Origin of the sequence: Streptomyces sp. UW30, assembly GCF_008042075.1 — a bacterium.
Taxonomy (GTDB): domain Bacteria; phylum Actinomycetota; class Actinomycetes; order Streptomycetales; family Streptomycetaceae; genus Streptomyces.
Genome location: NZ_RDBN01000046.1, coordinates 11877 through 29991 on the forward strand (window position 1 = coordinate 11877; position 18115 = coordinate 29991).

The window sequence follows — 18115 nt, forward strand, 5'->3', positions numbered from 1 at the left end:
GCCGCCACCCGCTCCAACTCCTCCACCACGATCCGCCCCAGCCGCTCCAGCTCGTTCCCGAGCGACCCGGCGATATGAGGCGTCAGAAACACATTGGGCAGGTGGTACAGGGGCGACCCCGCCGGCAACGGCTCCGGCTCGGTCACGTCGAGCACCGCATGCAGCCGCCCGGCGACCAGCTCGTCCGTCAGCGCCTCGGGATCGACCAGTGCCCCCCGCGAGGTGTTGATCAGCACGCCGCCGTCCCGAATCAGCCCCAGCCGCTCCCCGTCGAGCATCCGGTACGTCTCCGGGATGTCCGGCGCATGCAGGCTGACGATGTCGCTGTGCCTCAGCAGGTCCTCCAGCGACAGCAACTCGGCGCCCAGTTCGGCGGCCTCGGCGACGCTGACGTACGGGTCGTGCAGCAGGACCGTGAAGTCGAACGGCCGTAGCAGCTCCAGCAGTCGTCGGCCGACCCGCGAGGCCCCGATGACGCCGACGCGGCGGCCGACGTTGCCGGTCGCGGCGGTCTCGCCCTGGGTCGGGTAGGTGTGCGTGCTGCGGAAGCGCTCCCGGTGCGCGAAGGTGTCCTTCCCGGCGAGAAGGATCATGGCGAGCGTGTACTCGGCGACCGGCAGTGCGTTGCCGGTGACCGCGCTGGACACGGTGACGCCGGCCTTCCACAGGGCCTCGCCGACCAGCGAGCGGACCGAGCCGGCAGCGTGCAGGACGGCGCGCAGCTTCGGCGCGACGGTGAGGACGTCGGTGTCGAGGCGGGGGCAGCCCCAGCCGGTGATGAGCACCTCCGTCCGGGCCAGGGCCTCGGCCGCCGCGGGGTCGGATGCGGCGGGGTCGGTGAAGTCCCGTACGACGAGCGCCGGGTCGATCTCGGCCGTCTGCCTCAGCCGGGCCATGAGCGGCGGCGGGAAGAGCAGGGGGAGGTGCACCGGATCCATCGCGAAAAGGGCCCTCGGCAGGTGCGGGCTGGGCATGGCTCTCCTGAGGCACTGGTTGAGGCACGGGTTGAGGCACGGGTTGAGGCACTGGTTGAGACAACGAACAGAAACGGTTTCAGAAAGCGTCTTCTACCGTAGATCTGCTCACGGGGCCGGTCAATTGGCTCGGAGGTGGCGTCACACCGAAACCGATTTCTGAGCATTCTCCGGGCCGTTCTCCAGCGCACTCGCACTGCATCGCACGTCAGCAACCGGTTCCCGGATCCTCGCGTCACCCCGACGCTACAGACTCTTTTCGAAAGTTCGTCAAGGTTCTTGACGCCGTTTCTGGACCGGGTCGAAGCTCTGCGTCAACGAGAGGCAACCGGTTTCCGGCAACCGGTTTCTGTCCGGGCTCAAGTAGCCCCCCTTGCCGACCACTTGTGTCCTGAGGAGCCCCGCATGAACTCGTCCCTGTCGCGCCGGACCGCCCTCCGGGCGGCGGGCGCCACCGCCCTCGCCGCCGGCCTCACCGGCGTGACGTCCACGGCGGCCCGGGCGGCCGACGCCGGCACCGAGCCGAAGCTGGTGACCTACCCCCGCCCGACCGCCATGCCGACCAACACGAGCTTCAAGGTGCGGGTGCGTACCGTCCCTGACGGCGCGTGGCAGACCCTCGACATCTGGCGCCCGCAGCTGGGGGAGATCAACCCCACCACCGGTTCGGGCAAGGTCTACAGCTCGTCGCTGGCGTACTTCGACTTCCAGGGTTCCGTGGAGATCGAGGTCACCTGTCTCAAGGGCGGCACCGACAAGGTCCGGGTGAGACCGGACTCGTACGGCATCAAGCCCGAACTGCTCGGTGACACCCTGCGCTTCACGCTCGACCGGCCGCGCAACGTCGTCGTCCAGATCAACGACGACATCTTCGACTGTCTGCACCTCTTCGCCCGCGCGACAGAGAAGAAGCCCCAGCCGGACGACCCGAACGTCCTCTACTACGGCCCCGGCGTCCACACCACCGCCGACGGCTACCTGAACGTCCCCTCCGGCAAGACCGTCTACCTCGACGGCGGCGCCGTCCTCAAGGCGACCGTCGTCTTCCGGAACGTCGAGCACGCCGGGCTCGCCGGTCGCGGCGTGCTCGCCGGGACGGTGGCGGGCGGTGCCCTCGTCGAGAACTCGCGGAACATCTCCATCGGCGCCGTCACCGTGCTCAACCCGAACGGCTACGCCGTCCAGCTCGGCGAGGCCACCGGCGTCACCATCAAGGGCCTCGGCTCCTTCAGCTCCAAGGGCTGGGGCGACGGCATCGACGTCTTCTGCAGCAGCAACGTCGTCGTCGACGGCGTCTTCATGCGCAACTCCGACGACTGCATCGCCCTCTACACCCACCGTTGGGAGTACTACGGCGACACCACCGACATCACCGTCCGCAACTCCACCCTCTGGGCGGACGTCGCCCACCCCATCAACGTCGGCACGCACGGCAACACCGACAACCCCGAGGTGTTGAGGAACCTCACCTTCAAGAACCTCGACATCTGCGACCACCGCGAGCCCCAGATGGGCTACCAGGGCTGCATCGCCCTCAACGCAGGCGACAGCAACCTCATCAAGAACGTGAAGGTCGACGGCGTACGCGTCGAGGACTTCCGCTGGGGCCAGCTCATCCATATGCGGATCATGTACAACACGAAGTACAACACCTCGGTCGGTCGCGGCATCCAGAACGTCCACATCAAGGACCTCTCCTACACGGGCAAGCCGCTCGCCACCTGCCTGTTGCTCGGCTACGACGCCAAGCACGCCATCAGGGACGTCACGTTCGAGAACCTCGTCGTCAACGGCACGGTGATCGCCGACTCGATGAAGAAGCCGAGCTGGTACCTCACCACCGACACCATCCCGATGCACGCCAACGAGCATGTGCTGAACCTGAAGTTCCTGACCACGGCCGAGGCAGAGGCGGCCGCCGCGTCATGACGACCCCCGTGACGAGCCGCCGGGGCTTCCTCGGCGGTACGGCAGCCCTGCTGCTGGCATCGGGCACGAGCGGACTGCTCGCACCCGGCACCGCACGGGCGGAGCAACAGCACCGCATCACACCGTTCACGCACCCGGGACTGCTGCACACCGCCGACGACCTCGCCCGGATGAAGGCCGCCGTCGCCGCCCAGGAGGCCCCGATCCACGACGGTTACCTCGCCTTCGCGGCCCACGCCCGCTCGAAGTCGACGTACGCCGTCCAGAACACCGGCCAGATCACCTCCTGGGGCCGCGGCCCCACCAACTTCCAGAACCAGGCCGTCGCCGACTCGGCCGCCGCCTACCAGAACGCCCTGATGTGGTGCGTCACGGGCGAGCGCGCCCACGCCGACAAGGCGCGGGACGTCCTGAACGCCTGGTCGGCGTCCCTGACCATGGTCACCGGCGCCGACGGCCCGCTCGGCGCGGGACTGCAGGCCTTCAAGTTCGTCAACGCGGCCGAACTGCTGCGCCACAGTGACTACGACGGTTGGGCCGACGCGGACATCGCCCGCTGTGAGCGCTCCTTCCTCGACGTCTGGTATCCGGCGATCTCCGGCTACATGCTCTACGCCAACGGCAACTGGGATCTGACCGCCGTTCAGTCCATCCTCGCCATCGGGGTGTTCTGCGAGGAACGCACCCTCTTCGAGGACGCGCTCCGGTTCGCCGCGGCCGGCGCCGGCAACGGCAGTGTCCGGGGCCGGGTGGTCACCGACGCCGGCCAGGGCCAGGAGAGCGGCCGCGACCAGGGCCACGAGCAGCTCGCCGTCGGCCTGATGGGCGACGCCGCGCAGGTCGCCTGGAACCAGGGCGTCGACCTGTGGGCCTTCGACGACCACCGCATCCTCGCGAACGCCGAGTACGCCGCCCGCTACAACCTCGGCGGCGACGTCCCCTTCACCCCCGACCTCGACCGCACCGGCAAGTACCTCAAGACGACCGTCTCCGACAAGGTCCGCGGCACGCTGCCGCCGGTCCACGAGATGTACTACGCCCATTACGCCGGCGTCCGCGGCCTCGACACCCCGTTCACCGAGGCCGCCGTCTTCCGCGGCAGCGGCGGCGCCCGCGTCGTCGAGGGCAGCAACGACGACCTGCCGGGCTTCGGCACCTTCACCTACGCCGGGACGAAGGCCCCGTCACCGACCGCACCGACGGCCCCGGCCGGCGTCACCGCCCTCGGCGACTTGGACGCCGTGACGGTGGCCTGGCTGCCGTCCGCGTGGGCGACGACGTACACGGTCCGCAGGGCGAGCCGTCCGGAGGGGCCGTACGAGACGATGGCCGCCGGGATCTCCGGGCCGCAGTACAAGGACACCGACGTACGCGCGGGGCGGACGTACTGCTACACGGTCATGTCCTCCAACTCCCTTGGCAGGAGCGCCGGTTCGAGCCCGGTCGCCGCCACCGCCGGTCTTCCTCGCCCCTGGTCCACGCAGGACGTCGGCGACGTGCGGATCCCCGGCTCCGCCGCCTACGACGGCGAACGGTTCGTGCTGGAGGCGTCCGGCACCGCGGACACATACCGCTCCGTGCACCTGCCGCTGCCCGGCGACGGCACGATCACGGCGCGGGTCGTGTTCCCGCTCAGCTCGCAGTACGCCAAGATCGGCGTCACCCTGCGCGGCTCCCTCGACGCGGACGCCGCGCACGCCTCGATGCTGATCCAGGGGCTGCCGCTGCACACCTGGAGCGGCGTGTGGACCGTACGCCGCCAGTCCGGGGCCGCCGTCTGCGCCACGGGATCCACCCCCGTCCCGCCCACCCAGCAGCAGGCCATCACCACGGCAGCCGCCTTCCCGATCTCCGACCTCGGTGAGCTGCCCGAGTCGGCGACGCCGATCGAGGCCCCGTACGTCGAGGGCGCGGGCGACGGCTACCGGCTGCGGGCGCCCTACTGGGTGCGGGTGACCCGCAGGGGCCGCCGCTGCACGGGCGCGATCTCGCCGGACGGCATCCGCTGGATCCAAGTCGGCTCCAGTGAGGTCGAGTTGGGCCGCATCGCGTACGCGGGCCTGGTCCTCACCTCCTGCCTCGGTGTCGACGCGGAGTACGCCGAGACCGGCACCGGCGCCTTCGACAACGTCACCGTCACCTCGGCGGCGTCCGGCGAGATCTGGTCCGTGCCCCGTCCCGCCCGCACCGCCACCGGCCTGACGGCGTCCACCGGCGCCGACGCCGTGGAGCTGGCCTGGACCGACCCGGACCTGTCCGCCCGCTACAAGGTGCTGCGCGCCAGAGCCGCCGACGGCCCCTACGAGACCATCGCGACCGGCGTCGGCCCGGTCGGCTTCGGCGCCCGGATCCGGTACGCGGACGCCACGGGCGCGCCCGGGACGACGTACTACTACGCCGTCGCGAAGACGAACTTGGGCGGTCGCGGCCCGCTCTCCAGGGCGTCCTCCGCACGGATGCCGAGTCCGAGCGTGCCCCAACTCACCTCCGTGACCTCGGAGTTCGCCAACAAGGGCGTCCCCTTCCGGCACGTCCTGCGCGCCTCGCACGAGCCCGTACGGTTCAGCGCGGCCGGGCTTCCCGACGGTCTCCGCCTCGACAGGCGCACCGGCCACGTCTGCGGAACGCCCACCGAGAGCGGCGAGTTCACCGTCACCACCACCGCCGGCAATGCCTCCGGCGACGGCACCGGCACGCTCGGCCTCACCGTCGGCACACCCCCACCGGCCCCTTGGACGTACGGCGACCTGGGTGACCCGGTGCTCGACGAGCGGGGCTTCGGGACGCTGGGTGTGGTCGCGATCCGTACGCCGGGCTGCACGTCGTACGACGGCGGGACCTTCACCGTGCGCGGTGCGGGGGCCGATCTGTCCGTCAACAACCAGGGGATGACAGGGCAGTTCGCGCGACGGACGATGACCGGCGACTGCGAGATCACCGCCCGGCTCGTCTCCCGCACGGGCGCCCGAGCCGACCAGGTGGGGCTGCTGATGGCCAAGTCGCTGTCGCCGTTCGACCAGGCCGCCGGGGCGATCGTCACCGCAGGAACCACCGCGCAGCTCATGCTGCGCACGACCGTCGCGGGCAAGTCGGCCTTCACCGGAAGCGGCACGGCCGCTCTGCCCTCCCTGCTGCGGCTGAAGCGCGTCGGGACCGCCTTCACCGCAGCCCTGTCCACCGATGACGGCGACACCTGGACCACCCTCGCCACCGGCGAGATCCCCGGGTTCGGTGACGCCCCCTACCACGTGGGCCTCGTGGTCTGCTCACGCGACCAAGCGGCCCGCTGCACCGCCGAGTTCGACGAGGTGAGCATCAAACCCGACTGATCCCTCCACGGATTGGAGTCGCACCGAAATGAGCCGCACTTCCCCCCACCAGCACCGCTCCAACGGTGAGTTGAGCCGACGAGGTCTGCTGAAGACCGCCGGTGGTCTCACCGCGGCTGTCGCGCTGGGCACCGCGTCCCTCGCCTCCACGGCGGACGCGGCCCCCGCGACCTTCACCCACCCCGGCATGCTCCACAACGCCGGGGACATCAACCGCGCCAAGGTCAGGGTCGCCGCGGGCACGGATCCCTGGCTGTCCGGCTGGAACCGGCTGACCGCCAACTCCCACTCCCAGTCCACCTGGACGAACCGGGCCACCGCCACGATCATCCGCGGCGGCACCGGACAGAACTACGGCCTGCTCTACAACGACATCGCCGCCGCCTACCAGAACGCCCTGCGCTGGCGGGTCGGCGGCACCGAGGCGAACGCCGTGGCCGCCGCCAACATCCTCAACGCCTGGTCCAGGACCCTGACCACGGTCACCGGCAACGCGGACCGGTTCCTCGCCGCCGGCATCTACGGCTGGCAGTTCGCGAACGCCTGTGAACTCCTGCGCGGCTACAGCGGATTCGACCTCGCCGCCGCCCAGGAGATGACGGTCCGGGTCTTCTACCCGCTCAACAACCAGTTCCTCACCGGCCACAACGACGCCTGCATCACCAACTACTGGGCCAACTGGGACCTGTGCAACATGGCCTCGGTCATGGCCATCGGGATCCTCACCGACAACGCCGCCAAGTACGACCAGGCCGTGAACTACTTCAGGACCGGAGCCGGAAACGGCGCCCTCACCAAGGCGGTGCCGTTCCTGTATCCGGGCGTCGAGGGCTACGACCTCGGCCAGTGGCAGGAGTCCGGCCGCGACCAGGGCCACACCATGATGGGCATGGGCCAGATGGGCGCGATCTGCGAGATGGCCTGGAACCAGGGCGACGACCTGTACTCCTACGACGGCCGCCGCTTCATGAAGGCCGCCCAGTACGTCGCCAAGTACAACCTGGGCAACAGCGTCCCGTTCACCACCTACAACTGGGGCAGCGGCCAGAACTGCGCCCCGCAGTCACAGACGGTCATCTCGCCAGCGTCCCGGGGCCAGGTCCGCCCGGTCTGGGCCATGCTCCACTACCACTACAACCGGCGCGTCAACCTCGACGACAAGTACATCTCCCAGATGTGCTTCTCCGTCGCCCCCGAGGGCGGCGGCGGTGACTACGGCTCCGACAGCGGCGGCTTCGACCAGCTCGGCTTCGGCACGCTGATGTACGCCAAGTAGCCATTGGGCCGAACAGCCCTCACACCCGCTCGTGTGCCGGAATATCGGGCCACAATGAGTTGCTCTGATCTTCACGGTGCACGAGCGCGGTGAGGAGGCTGGTGGACGTATGGCAGCAGTCCGGACAGTTCCCGTGACGGACCCCGTGGTGAGGACACCGTACGGTGCCGTGAGGGGCCGGTACGAAGAGGATGGCGTCGCCGTGTTCCGGGGCATCCCCTACGCGGCGCCCCCCTTCGGCCCGCTGCGGTTCAGGCCGCCCGTCCCGCCCGAGCCCTGGGACGGTGTGCGCGAGGCCGCGGCCTTCGGGCCGACCCCGCCGAAACCGCCGTACTCCGAGGCCTTCGCGCACTATCTGTCCGACCCGGTCGTGCCCGGCGACGACTGCCTCAACCTCAACGTCTGGACCCCGGAGCCCGGCCCCGCCGCCCGCCTCCCGGTCATGGTGTGGCTGCACGGTGGCGCCCTGACCCGCGGTTCCTCGGGCATGCCCGTGTACGACGGCCGGCCCTTCGCCCGCGACGGGGTCGTCCTCGTCTCCGTCAACTACCGGCTCGGCGTCGAGGGCTACGGCTACTTCCCGGACGCCCCCGCCAACCCCGGCCTGCGCGACCAGCTCGCCGCCCTGACATGGGTGCACGCCTCCATCGCGGCCTTCGGCGGCGACCCCGACCGCATCACCGTCTTCGGCCAGTCCGCCGGCGCGATCAGCATCGGCGCGCTGCTCGCCGCCCCGCAGGCCCAGGGCCTGGTGCGGCGGGCGATCCTGCAGAGCGGGCCGCCGGAGGCCGCCGAGCGGGACAAGGTACGGCGGATGGTGCGCCGGATGGCGACCCGGCTGAAGATCCCCGCCACGGCCGCCGCCTTCGCCGAGGTCGACCGTGAGCTGCTCCTGCGCGCCCAGGCCGAGGTGGGCCGACTGAGCAGCCCCGTGCTGGGCGGTCCCGCCTTCGGAATCGTGGTCGACGGCGACATCGTGCCCCGCGATCCGCTTCAGGCGCTGACGGAGGGTGACGCCGCGGCCGGTGTCGACCTGATGCTGGGCTGGACCCGCGACGAGTACCGGCTGTGGCTGGTGCCCGGCGGGCTGCTGGAGCGCGTCGACCGGCTCGGCGCGGTCGCCCTGGCCGGCGCGATGGCCCGCTGCCGCGTCGGCGCCGAAGTACCTCGCGGCTACCGCGCCCTGCACCCGGAGGCCGGCACCGCCGAGATCGTCGGCCAGATGGTCACCGACCACCTCCTGCGCGTCCCACTGCACCGCCTCGCCGACGCCCACGCCGGGTCGTCGTACGTCTACGAGTTCGCCTGGCCCTCCACCCTCCCCGACCTCGGCGCCTGCCACGCCCTGGAGCTCGGCTTCGTCTTCGACACCGGAGACGTCCCCGAGTCCCGCAAACTGGCCGGCGAGGGCGCCCCGCCGGAGCTCGCGGACGAGATGCACCGCACGTGGGTGCGGTTCGCGGTGGAGGGCGACCCGGGGTGGCAGACCTGGGACGACACGCACCCGGTACGCATCTTCGGCGACGGCGCCACCCACACGGCGCACGGCCCGCGCGACGCCGAGCTGGCCCTGTGGACGGCGGCCGCGGCGGCTCGGGAAACCGCCCCTGCGCCGCCGCTCGCCGACGGTCCGCTCACGCGCGGCGCGGAGGTGCGATCGGTCGTACGGCGGCTGCGGTTGCCGGGGGCGGTTCGTCGGCACTGACGCTCACCGGTCGAGCGGCGCGACCGAGTCCCGTACCACCACATGGGTGCCCAGCAGCAGATGCTCGGCGGGGTCCTCGGGGGTGCGGCCCAGGGCGGTGCGGACGGCGAGGCGGCCCAGTTCCTCGTAGGGGACGTGGACCGTCGTCAGGGCCGGGTGCAGGTCGCGGGCGAAGGGGATGTCGTCGTAGCCGGCCAGGGAGACGTCGCCGGGTACGTCGAGGCCGGCCTCGTGGAGGGCGGTGAGTGCGCCGGCGGCGACCATGTCGGTGGCGGCGACCACGGCCGTGAACTCCAGCCCCTGCTTGAGAGCCTCGCGCATCAGGCGGTGGCCGCAGTCGCGGGTGAAGTCGCCGTGCAGGAGCAGCGCCGGGTCGGGGTCGAGGCCGCGGGCGCGGTGGGCGGCGAGATAGCCGCGTTCGCGGCCCTGCGCGGTGGTGTGTTCGGGCTTGCCGCCGAGGAAGAGGACGCGCTGGTGGCCCTGGGCGAGGACGTGGGCGACCAGGGCGTAGGCGCCGCCCTCGTTGTCGTACTCGATGACCGTGACCGGCGCCCCGGGGCCGAGCGGCGGCCGGCCGCACAGCACGAGACGGGAGCCCGCCGACGCCAGCGAGTCGGCCATACGGCGGGTGCGCTCGCGGTACTCGGGGGTGTCGGCCGAGCCGCCGACGAGGATCACGGCGGCGGCGCGCTGGGCGCGCATCATCTCGACGAACTCCACCTCGTGCTGGACGTCGCCCTCCGTCGTGCACACCAGGCACAGATGCCCGAGCCGCCGGGCCTCCCGCTCCACCCCGTACGCCATGTGCGCGAACGACGGCCCGGTGATGTCCTCCAGCACGAACGCCAGGGTGGGCGTGCCGACGCCCGCGACGGCTTTCGCCCGCGCGTCGGCGACATAGTCCAGGTCACGCACGGCCCGCAGCACGCGCGTACGCGTCGCCGAGCTCACCGGATACACCCCGCCGAGCACCCGCGACACGGTCGACGCGGACACCCCCGCACGGGCCGCCACGTCCCGGATGGTGCTGCCTGCCGTGTCCGCGCTCTTCCTGGTCATCCTGTCCGCCCCCCTCTGCGTCGAGCACCGGTGACAACAGCGTGGCAACCGGTTCCCGGTGCGGAGGCTAGCAGTGGGTGACGGGGCGGGACGAGCCTTCTGTACGCGGCTACGGCGCCCCCGTCAGCGCCCGGGCGATCGACCCGATGGCCCCCGGCCCCACCCGACAGCACCCCCCGATCAGCCTCCCGCCACCCCCGCACCTGCTCCGGCGTGAAGCTGGACCGTCCCTCCCAGGCACGCGCCTGCGCGTTCCAGGCCTCGCCACTGTTGGGATAGACCACGACCGGCTTGCCCGTGACCCGGGCGGCGATCTCGACGGCGCCCTCGACATCCTCGGGCGCGCAGCAGTTCACGCCGACCGCGATCACCTCGTCGGCGTCGGCGGCCTGCGCGAACGCCTCCTCCAGCGGCTGCCCGGCACGCGTACGGTCACCGGCGACGGAGTACGACAGCCAGGCCGGCACCCCGAGCCCGCGCACCGCCCGCAGCAGCGCCTGGGCCTCGTCGGCGTCCGGAACCGTCTCCAGCGCCAGCACGTCGGGACGGGCCCCGGCGAGCACCTCCAGCCGGGGCCGATGGAAGCGCTCCAGCTCCGCCACGCTCAGCCCGTAGCGCCCCCGGTACTCGGAGCCGTCCGCCAGCATCGCCCCGTACGGCCCGACGGACGCGGCGACCCACAGCGGCCGCGCGACCCCCTTCGCCTGCGCCCGCCGCGCGGCCTCACGCGCCAACTCCACGCTCAGTACAAGCAGTTCCGCCGCCCGCTCCCGTCCGATCCCGCGCCCCGCGAACCCTTCGAACGTGGCCTGGTAGCTGGACGTGATCGCCACGTCCGCCCCCGCTTCGAAGTACCCGAGATGGGCCTCGGTGATCGCCTCCGGACGCTCCGCGAGCAGCCGCGCCGACCACAGCTCGTCGCTCAGGTCGTGCCCGGCGGATTCCAGCTGATTGGACATGCCGCCGTCGAGCACGACGGTCCCGGCGGCGAGGGCTTCGGCGAGGGTGATGGTGCTGGTCATGCTGACGACGGTAGTCGAGGCGGGGTGGGTGACCGGCATATGAGACGGGACAGCCGTCGGTCACCGGCCGTGCGCCGCGTGCCTGCCTCCCCGCCGCCGCCCGCGTCCGCGCGCCCGCCTTGTCGCCGGCATCGCGAGCCCCACGAGCAGCCCGGCGGCCAGCACGTACGGCCACCAGCCGAGGCCGTTGCCCGTGGCGCTCGCGGTCCGGGGGCCGGGGGAGGCGACCGAGTCGGCTGCTGTGCGGGGGGTGTCCGAGCCGGGGGAGGCGCTCGCGGTCACCGTGGTCAGGACCACGTCGTTGCCGTCGCCGCCCCGGTAGGAGATGCGGTATGTGGTGTCGTTCAGCTGGAGCTTGTTGCCCTCCCCGAGGCCGGTGAAGGTGCCGGTCGTCTTCGCCCGGCCCTGGTGGTCCAGGACGGTGATCTTCCGGGCGGGCCTCGTCGCCGTCGCGGCGGACGCGAGGTCCAGGTCGCCGGCGAGACGGACCGCGCCCGTCACCCTCAACGGGCCGCCGCGCAGGACCAGTTCGCCCTTGGCCGACTGCGTGTAGTCGCCGGAGACGGTGAGACCGCTCGTGACCACGCCGTCGTTCGTCACCGCGCCCCGCACGGTGCCCCTGCCGGTCAGGGTCGTCGCCACGCGCAGTCCCGAAGTGCCCGTGTCCAGGCGGGAGTCGGCGGAGACGAGGGTGATGGCCTTGCTGCGGTCCAGCGTCGCGCCGCCGCGCAGTGCCAGCGTGCCCTTCTTGACCGTCGTCCTGCCGGTGTACGTCACCTCCGAGCCCGTGAGCGTCGCGGTCGCGGACCCCGACTGCGTGAGCGACCCGCTGCCGCTGATCCGGGAGAGGGTCAGGGACTTGCCGACGTTGTTCAGCACCAGCGAGCCGTCGTTCACGACCTTGTAGAGGGCGCCTTGCGTGTACAGCCCGCCGTCGCCGCCCCGCCGTCCGCTGCCCAGACGCAGGACCGCGCCCTGGCCGACCGTCGTCGAGCCGTCGTAGTGCTGCACGGCGGCGAAGGTGACGTCGTTGCCCGGTCTGCCCTTGATGATGACGTCGCCGGCGCCGAGCGCGGAGAGGGTGTCGTGATACCTGCCGCCGCCCATGGGTGCGCCCAGCGTGACGGGGCCGTTGTAGTCGAAGGTGAGCCGCGAACGGGAGCGGGCCGCGAGCAGGTTGATGTAGACGGTCTCGGCGGTGCCGGGCATGAAGATCCGGTTCGTCGTCCCGTCGCCCCACTGGACGTCCGCGCCCTTGATGTTGGTGCCGCGCTTGTTGACGTTCTTCCGCGCGGYCGTCCAGTTCAGGGCCGGGTCGCTGAGCGCGGGATCGGTGTCGCCGCCCCGGTCGGACCAGCTGTACTGCCCGGTGAGCACGACCTTGCCGCCCGGCCGGGACTGGACGTTGATGTCGCTGCCGTACTCGCGCTGGTAGAAGTCCATGCCCAGGGTGACGGTCCGGCCGAGCGGGGTGTCCACGGTGAAGGTGCCCTGGTTGAGGACCTTGCGCACGTTCGGCAGTGACGTCGCGAACTCCGGCCGTCCGGCGTTGACCTGCGTGCCGTTGTCGATCACGCCGGAGAAGGAGTGGGTGCCCGACAGATCCCAGGTGCCCCACAGGAAGCGCGGCTGGGTGATGAGCCCGGAACCGCTGATCGTGCCCAGGTTGTAGGCGCTCCTCAGCGACAGCCGCAGGGTGCCGTCGACCCGGATGTTGTCCTGGTTGAGCCGGAACGCCGGGGTGCCGTAGGGGAAGTGGCCGATCAGCCCGGCCGTGCCGCCGTCGCCGTACTGGAGGGTGGCCCCGCGCTCGACCGTGATCGCGGGCGGGTCCGGGGCGGTCGTGGTGACGTACGGGTGGTTGCCGCCGAGGACGCTCACCTTCTGCCGCTGCCGGGACTTCGGGAGCGTGAAGTCGCTGTCCCTGGTCAGGATCAGCGTCCCGGTGCCGCGCACGGTGAGCGTGCCCTCGCCGCGCAGGACGCCGTCGTACGTCGTCGTCCCGGGCGGCACGGTCACCACCGTGTCACCGCTGAGCGTCACGTCCCGGCCCCCGAGCACGTCGGCGGATACGTCCCGGGGGCCGGCGGCCGCCGCGGGGGGAGCGGTGACGGTGAGGGCGGCGACCGCGGCGAGGGCGCCTGCGGTCGCTGCTGTCCTGTGGGTGAGGCTGCGCACGTGATCGGGGACGGGCCTGGGTGGCCGTCGATAACAGAAATTGCGCGTTTCTGTTTGTCTCGCCGGACTCGTTGACCTCCGGGTGACTCACCCTTACCTTTCACTCGTTCGTAATGTGTCAGATCTTGTTCGTTATCTCGAACAACCTCAAACAGCTCCGAACAATCTCCCCAGTGCTGAGAGGCAGGCCGCATTGAGCCGCGATCACGATCTGCCCGAAGTCCCCAGCCGCAGAAGGCTGTTGAAGGGCGCCGCAGCCGCCGGCGCCCGCACCGCCGCTCAAGGAGAGTGTGTGAGATGAGACGTGCCTACGCCGCTCTGCTGGCCCTCTGCCTGGCCCTCGCCGGCGCGCTGGCCACGGCCGGCCCCGCCCAGGCCGCACCCCAGACCGTCACCACCGGTACGCAGTTCACCGACACCTCGGGCAACCCGGTGCACGCCCACGGCGGCGGTGTCCTCAAGGTCGGCTCGTACTACTACTGGTTCGGCGAGCACCGCAACGCCGACAACACCTTCCGCTATGTGGACGCCTACCGCTCCACCGACCTGAAGAACTGGGAGTTCAGGAACCACGTCCTGACCCAGTCCAGCGCCGCCGAACTGGCCAGTGCCAACATCGAGCGCCCGAAGGTCATGTACAACGCCTCCACCGGCAAGTTCGTCATGTGGATGCACAAGGAGAACGGCACCGACTACAGCGAGGCCCGAGCCGCCGTCGCCGTCTCCGACACCGTGGACGGCAACTACACCTGGCAGGGCAGCTTCCGACCACTGGGCGAGCACATGTCCCGCGACATCACGGTCTTCGTCGACAGCGACGGCGCCGGATACATGATCTCGGCCGCCCGCGAGAACTACGACCTGCAGATATACCGGCTGACCGCCGACTACACCGGCATTGCGAGTCTCGTCGCCGACCCCTGGCACGGCGGCCACCGCGAGGCACCGGCCCTGTTCAAGCGCAACGGCGTCTACTTCATGCTGACCTCGGGCGCCACCGGCTGGAGCCCCAACCAGCAGCAGTACGCCACCGCCACCGACATCGCCGGCCCGTGGACCGCGATGACGAACGCCGGCGACTCCACGACCTACGGCTCGCAGACCGCGTACGTCCTTCCCGTGCAGGGCACTTCGACCACCTCGTACCTCTACCTGGGTGACCGCTGGGGCAACTCCTTCGGCGGCACCGTCAACGACTCCCGCTACGTCTGGCTGCCGCTGGCCTTCCCCACCTCGACCTCGATGTCGATGTCCTGGTCCCCGGAGGTCACCGTCGACACGGCGACCGGTTCGATCAGCGGCACGAGCGCCACGTACAACACGCTGATCGCCCGGCACAGCAGCCGCTGCGCCGATGTCACCAGCCAGTCCCAGTGGGCGGGCGCCGAGATCAAGCAGTACGACTGCAACGGCGGCACCAACCAGAAGTACTGGTTCAAGCCCGTCGGCAGCGGCTACTACCAGCTCATGACCCGGCACAGCTCCCTGTGTGTGCAGGAGAACGCGAACACGGTCACTCAGGAGAACTGCAGCGCCTCCGCGACCAGCCAGCAGTGGTCGCTCACGACCACCGGCTCCTACGTCAACGTCGTCTCCCGCGCGAGCGGCGAGTGCCTGGACGTGAACGGCGCGTCCACCGCCAACTCCGCCGCGATCATCACCTACACCTGCAACGGCGGAACCAACCAGCAGTGGACGCGCGGGACGTGAGATGCCGTCAGGCGAGCAGGTCGATCGCGTCGATCGCCGTGCCCGCGCTGAGATAGCCGGTCGTCCCCGAACCGCTCACCACATCGATCCGCAGCACGTTGTACTGGCCGGTGTCCGTCTTCCAGGCGGACGCCGGCACGCTGTACGTGAACGTGTGGTTGTTGCCCCGGTACGAGCCGTTGGTCAGCGACCGGGTGCTCGGCTCGGTGGGCGGGGAGGGGATGGCGGACGTCCAGGCGTCGTTCACCGTCACCTGGGGGCGGCCGTTGGCGTACGCCGTCGTCACCCCGATCCGCAGGGTGTGCGCGGCCGCCGCCTGCGCCGCCGTCAGCTTGAAGTACACCAGGATCCCGCTGTTGACGTCCTTCCAGAGGTAGCAGGGGAAGGACGCCGTCTCGTTGTTGCCGACCACCACATTGCCGGTCCAGGAGGCGGCCCGGACGTCGGACGGATGCGCGTACGTCATCAGGTCGGCGTTCTTGAAACCGCCGGGCGTGCCGTTCCAGTCGCCTATCCGCCAGATGGCACTCGCGTTGCCGGGGTCGTTCGAGGACGGTACGGCGATCGTGTTGAGCGTGGTCGTGCTACCGGCCGTGACCGTCACCGACCCCGTGTACACGGCGAGTTCGCCCTTGAAGACGGTCAGCGTGTACGTCCCCGGCAGCACACCCCCGATCGAGAAGTAGCCGTCCGACGACCGCGCCGAACCCCAGTACTGCGCCGCCGAGTTGGCGAGCCCGACCGTGTACGGGTACGCCGTGTTCCGCCCGGAGATGCCGACGCCGGCCACCTTGCCGCGCCCGCTCGCGCCGACGTACCCGGACATGCCGAGCGAGTCCGCCCACGAGGTGGTGAGCGTGCCCGGGAACAGCGCCGAGGAGGGCGCCCCGCCGTCCGTGAGGGCGATGACGTACGGGCCCTGGAGGCCGAAGCGCTGGGCCTCGGTCTGGTTCTGGCCGTAGTACAGGATCTCGTACAGGCCGCCGCCGTCCGCGCTCTGGTGGCGCAGCAGCGAGCGGTAGAAGGGGCCGCCGGACGCCTTCTCGTGGTTGCTGCGCACGATCCACAGACCGACACCGCCGCCCGACCACCCGATGTAGTCGTAGTCCATCACCCGGAGCTTGGAGTAGTGCTTCGAGCGGGTCTGGCCGTCGGACTTCGCGAACACGTCCGAGGCCTCGACGGTGCTGCTGGTGTACGCGTAGGAGTCGGGCTCGTCGCTCAGGAACAGGCCCTTCTTCACGCGCAGGATGTAGCGGGTCGCGGACACGGACGTGTCGGCCTTGTCGGTCCACAGGTAGACGTTGTTCTCGCCGCTGCGGGCCGCGTAGTAGTGCCGCAGAGTGCCGTACGCCACCGAGATCAGGATCGTCGAACCCGACTGCTTGACGGTCACGGTGGAGGTGCCGAGGCCGGACTCGATGTGCGAGTTCATGCCGCCGTAGCCCTGGTATTCCGTGCCGCGGTAGACCAGCGACGTCAGGTCGCCGTTGGTCTTGCTGACCTTGAAGACCAGGTTGGCGCCGGTGTCGACGACGTAGTTCGAGCCGTCGTCGCTCCAGCCGAACGCCGCGGCGCGCGCGGTGCCGGCGAGGGCCGCTGTGCCGGCCGCGGCCGTGGCGCCGAGGACGAAGGTGCGGCGGCGAACGGATCTGCCGTGGGATCCGGACATGGGGGTGCCTCCTTCGGAGTGTGGGGTGCGGGTGTTGTGCAGGGTGACAGTTGAATCGATTTAGCGAAAGGGCTTACGTCGAGCAAGTCCTGGGCAGTTCTCTGAACTGGCGTCATGGGCTAGAAAGCGCTTGTTGAAACGGGTACGGTCCAGGCGCACGCCGGGTCCAGCCGAGCGAGGAGTCGCGGATGAGACGTTTCAGCACTGCCGCACTGGTGGCGGCCGCCCTGGGTGCCGTGGCGACGGCCGTACCAGCTCAGGCGTACGGCGGTCAGCGCCCCCTCGGCATCACCGACTGCACCGCCACCGTCTGCCACTTCGACGTCCCTCCCGGCACCTACGACGTCCTGGTCCTCCTGGGCGGCGAGGCGGCGTCGAGCACGAGCGTCACCGGCGAGACCCGTCGCGCGCTGCTCCCCGAGACCGCCGTCGCCGCCGGCGAGCGCGTCTCCCGCAGCTTCACCGTCGACGTCCGCACCCCCGAGGGCGAGCCCACCGGGCCCGACGGAACCCCCGGCCTGGACCTGCGACTCGGCGGCACCGCGCCCGCCCTCGCCGACATCCGGGTCACCCCCGCGCGGCACACCCGCCAGATCTTCCTGGTCGGCGACTCCACGGTCTGCGACCAGCCCGGCGACCCGTACTCCGGCTGGGGCCAGCAACTGCCCGGGTACCTCCGCAAGGGACTGTCGGTGGCCAACTACGCCGACTCCGGCGAGAGTACGGTCAGCTATCTCGCCGACACCCGCCTCTGGGCCACCGTCCGGCCACGGATCCGCCCCGGCGACCTGGTCCTGATCCAGCTCGCGCACAACGACAAGACGACCGACGAGGCGACGTATCGCGCGAATCTGGAGACACTGGTGGCCGGTGCGCGCGAGAAGGGAGGCGAGCCGGTCCTGGTCACCCCGATCGTGCGCCGCTGGTTCAACGCCGACGGCACACTCGACAACGACACGGCGCTGCTGGTGAACGGCCTCGGGGTGAACCACCCCGGCGTCATCCGCTCGGTCGCCGCCGCCCACGACGTCCCCCTGATCGACCTCACGGCGAAGACCAAGGCGCTGGTGGAGTCCCTGGGCGTCGAGGCGTCCAAGGCGCTGTACCTGTACAACGAGAAGCGGGACAACACCCACACCTCGGCGCACGGCGCCACGGTGTACGCGGGACTGGTCCGCGACGAGCTCGTCGCCCGCCACCTGGTGCCCCAGGGCCTGGTGCGGGTGGGATGAACCCCTGGGGCGCCTCGACCGGAACCGGG

The 18115-nt window shown here is 70.7% G+C and carries 10 protein-coding genes and 1 pseudogene; 6 read left to right on the forward strand and 5 right to left on the reverse strand.

The annotated features are described in order from the left end of the window. On the reverse strand, positions 1-974 hold a 974-nt coding region (locus EAO75_RS32510), incomplete at its 3' end, for a hydroxyacid dehydrogenase (protein WP_147998795.1). A gap of 405 nt (positions 975-1379) precedes the next feature. Here EAO75_RS32510 and EAO75_RS32515 point away from each other — a divergent pair. The 4 genes from EAO75_RS32515 to EAO75_RS32530 all read left to right on the forward strand — a co-directional run bounded on the left by EAO75_RS32515 (position 1380) and on the right by EAO75_RS32530 (position 9213). Beyond that, complete coding sequence (locus EAO75_RS32515; protein WP_147998756.1) at positions 1380-2903, forward strand: glycosyl hydrolase family 28 protein; 1524 nt, start codon at positions 1380-1382, stop codon at positions 2901-2903. Beyond that, on the forward strand, positions 2900-6232 hold the full coding sequence (locus EAO75_RS32520) for an alginate lyase family protein (RefSeq protein WP_147998757.1): 3333 nt from the start codon (positions 2900-2902) through the stop codon (positions 6230-6232). Before EAO75_RS32515 ends, EAO75_RS32520 begins: the two co-directional genes overlap by 4 nt. Before the next feature lie 28 nt (positions 6233-6260). Continuing rightward, entirely contained in the window at positions 6261-7508 is a 1248-nt protein-coding gene (locus EAO75_RS32525; RefSeq protein ID WP_147998758.1) for an alginate lyase family protein, read from the forward strand. Between the two features lie 109 nt (positions 7509-7617). Continuing rightward, positions 7618-9213 (forward strand): carboxylesterase/lipase family protein, encoded by a 1596-nt coding sequence (locus tag EAO75_RS32530; protein ID WP_187284671.1) that lies wholly within the window; start codon positions 7618-7620, stop codon positions 9211-9213. 3 nt (positions 9214-9216) lie between these two features. Here EAO75_RS32530 and EAO75_RS32535 read toward each other — a convergent pair whose 3' ends face one another. From EAO75_RS32535 to EAO75_RS32545, 3 genes and pseudogenes are all read right to left on the reverse strand, one after another. Next, positions 9217-10272 carry a LacI family DNA-binding transcriptional regulator gene (locus tag EAO75_RS32535; protein WP_147998759.1) on the reverse strand — a complete coding sequence of 352 codons (1056 nt, stop codon included), beginning with the start codon at positions 10270-10272 and terminating at the stop codon, positions 9217-9219. 109 nt (positions 10273-10381) lie between these two features. Further along, positions 10382-11294 (reverse strand): annotated as a pseudogene (mmuM, locus tag EAO75_RS32540) (homocysteine S-methyltransferase). A gap of 60 nt (positions 11295-11354) precedes the next feature. Continuing rightward, on the reverse strand, positions 11355-13472 hold the full coding sequence (locus EAO75_RS32545; RefSeq protein WP_147998760.1) for an autotransporter-associated beta strand repeat-containing protein: 2118 nt from the start codon (positions 13470-13472) through the stop codon (positions 11355-11357). A gap of 297 nt (positions 13473-13769) precedes the next feature. On the opposite strand from EAO75_RS32545, the gene EAO75_RS32555 reads away from it, so the two are divergent. Further along, entirely contained in the window at positions 13770-15182 is a 1413-nt protein-coding gene (locus EAO75_RS32555; protein WP_147998761.1) for an RICIN domain-containing protein, read from the forward strand. Positions 15183-15189: 7 nt separating this feature from the next. Here EAO75_RS32555 and EAO75_RS32560 read toward each other — a convergent pair whose 3' ends face one another. Beyond that, a complete protein-coding gene (locus tag EAO75_RS32560) occupies positions 15190-16854 on the reverse strand; it encodes a rhamnogalacturonan lyase B N-terminal domain-containing protein (RefSeq protein WP_147998762.1) in 1665 nt (554 codons plus the stop codon). Positions 16855-17042: 188 nt separating this feature from the next. Between EAO75_RS32560 and EAO75_RS32565 the strand changes: the two genes are divergently transcribed. After that, positions 17043-18086, forward strand: coding sequence for a rhamnogalacturonan acetylesterase (locus EAO75_RS32565; RefSeq protein ID WP_147998763.1), 1044 nt, complete (start codon positions 17043-17045; stop codon positions 18084-18086). Positions 18087-18115: the final 29 nt, after the last annotated feature.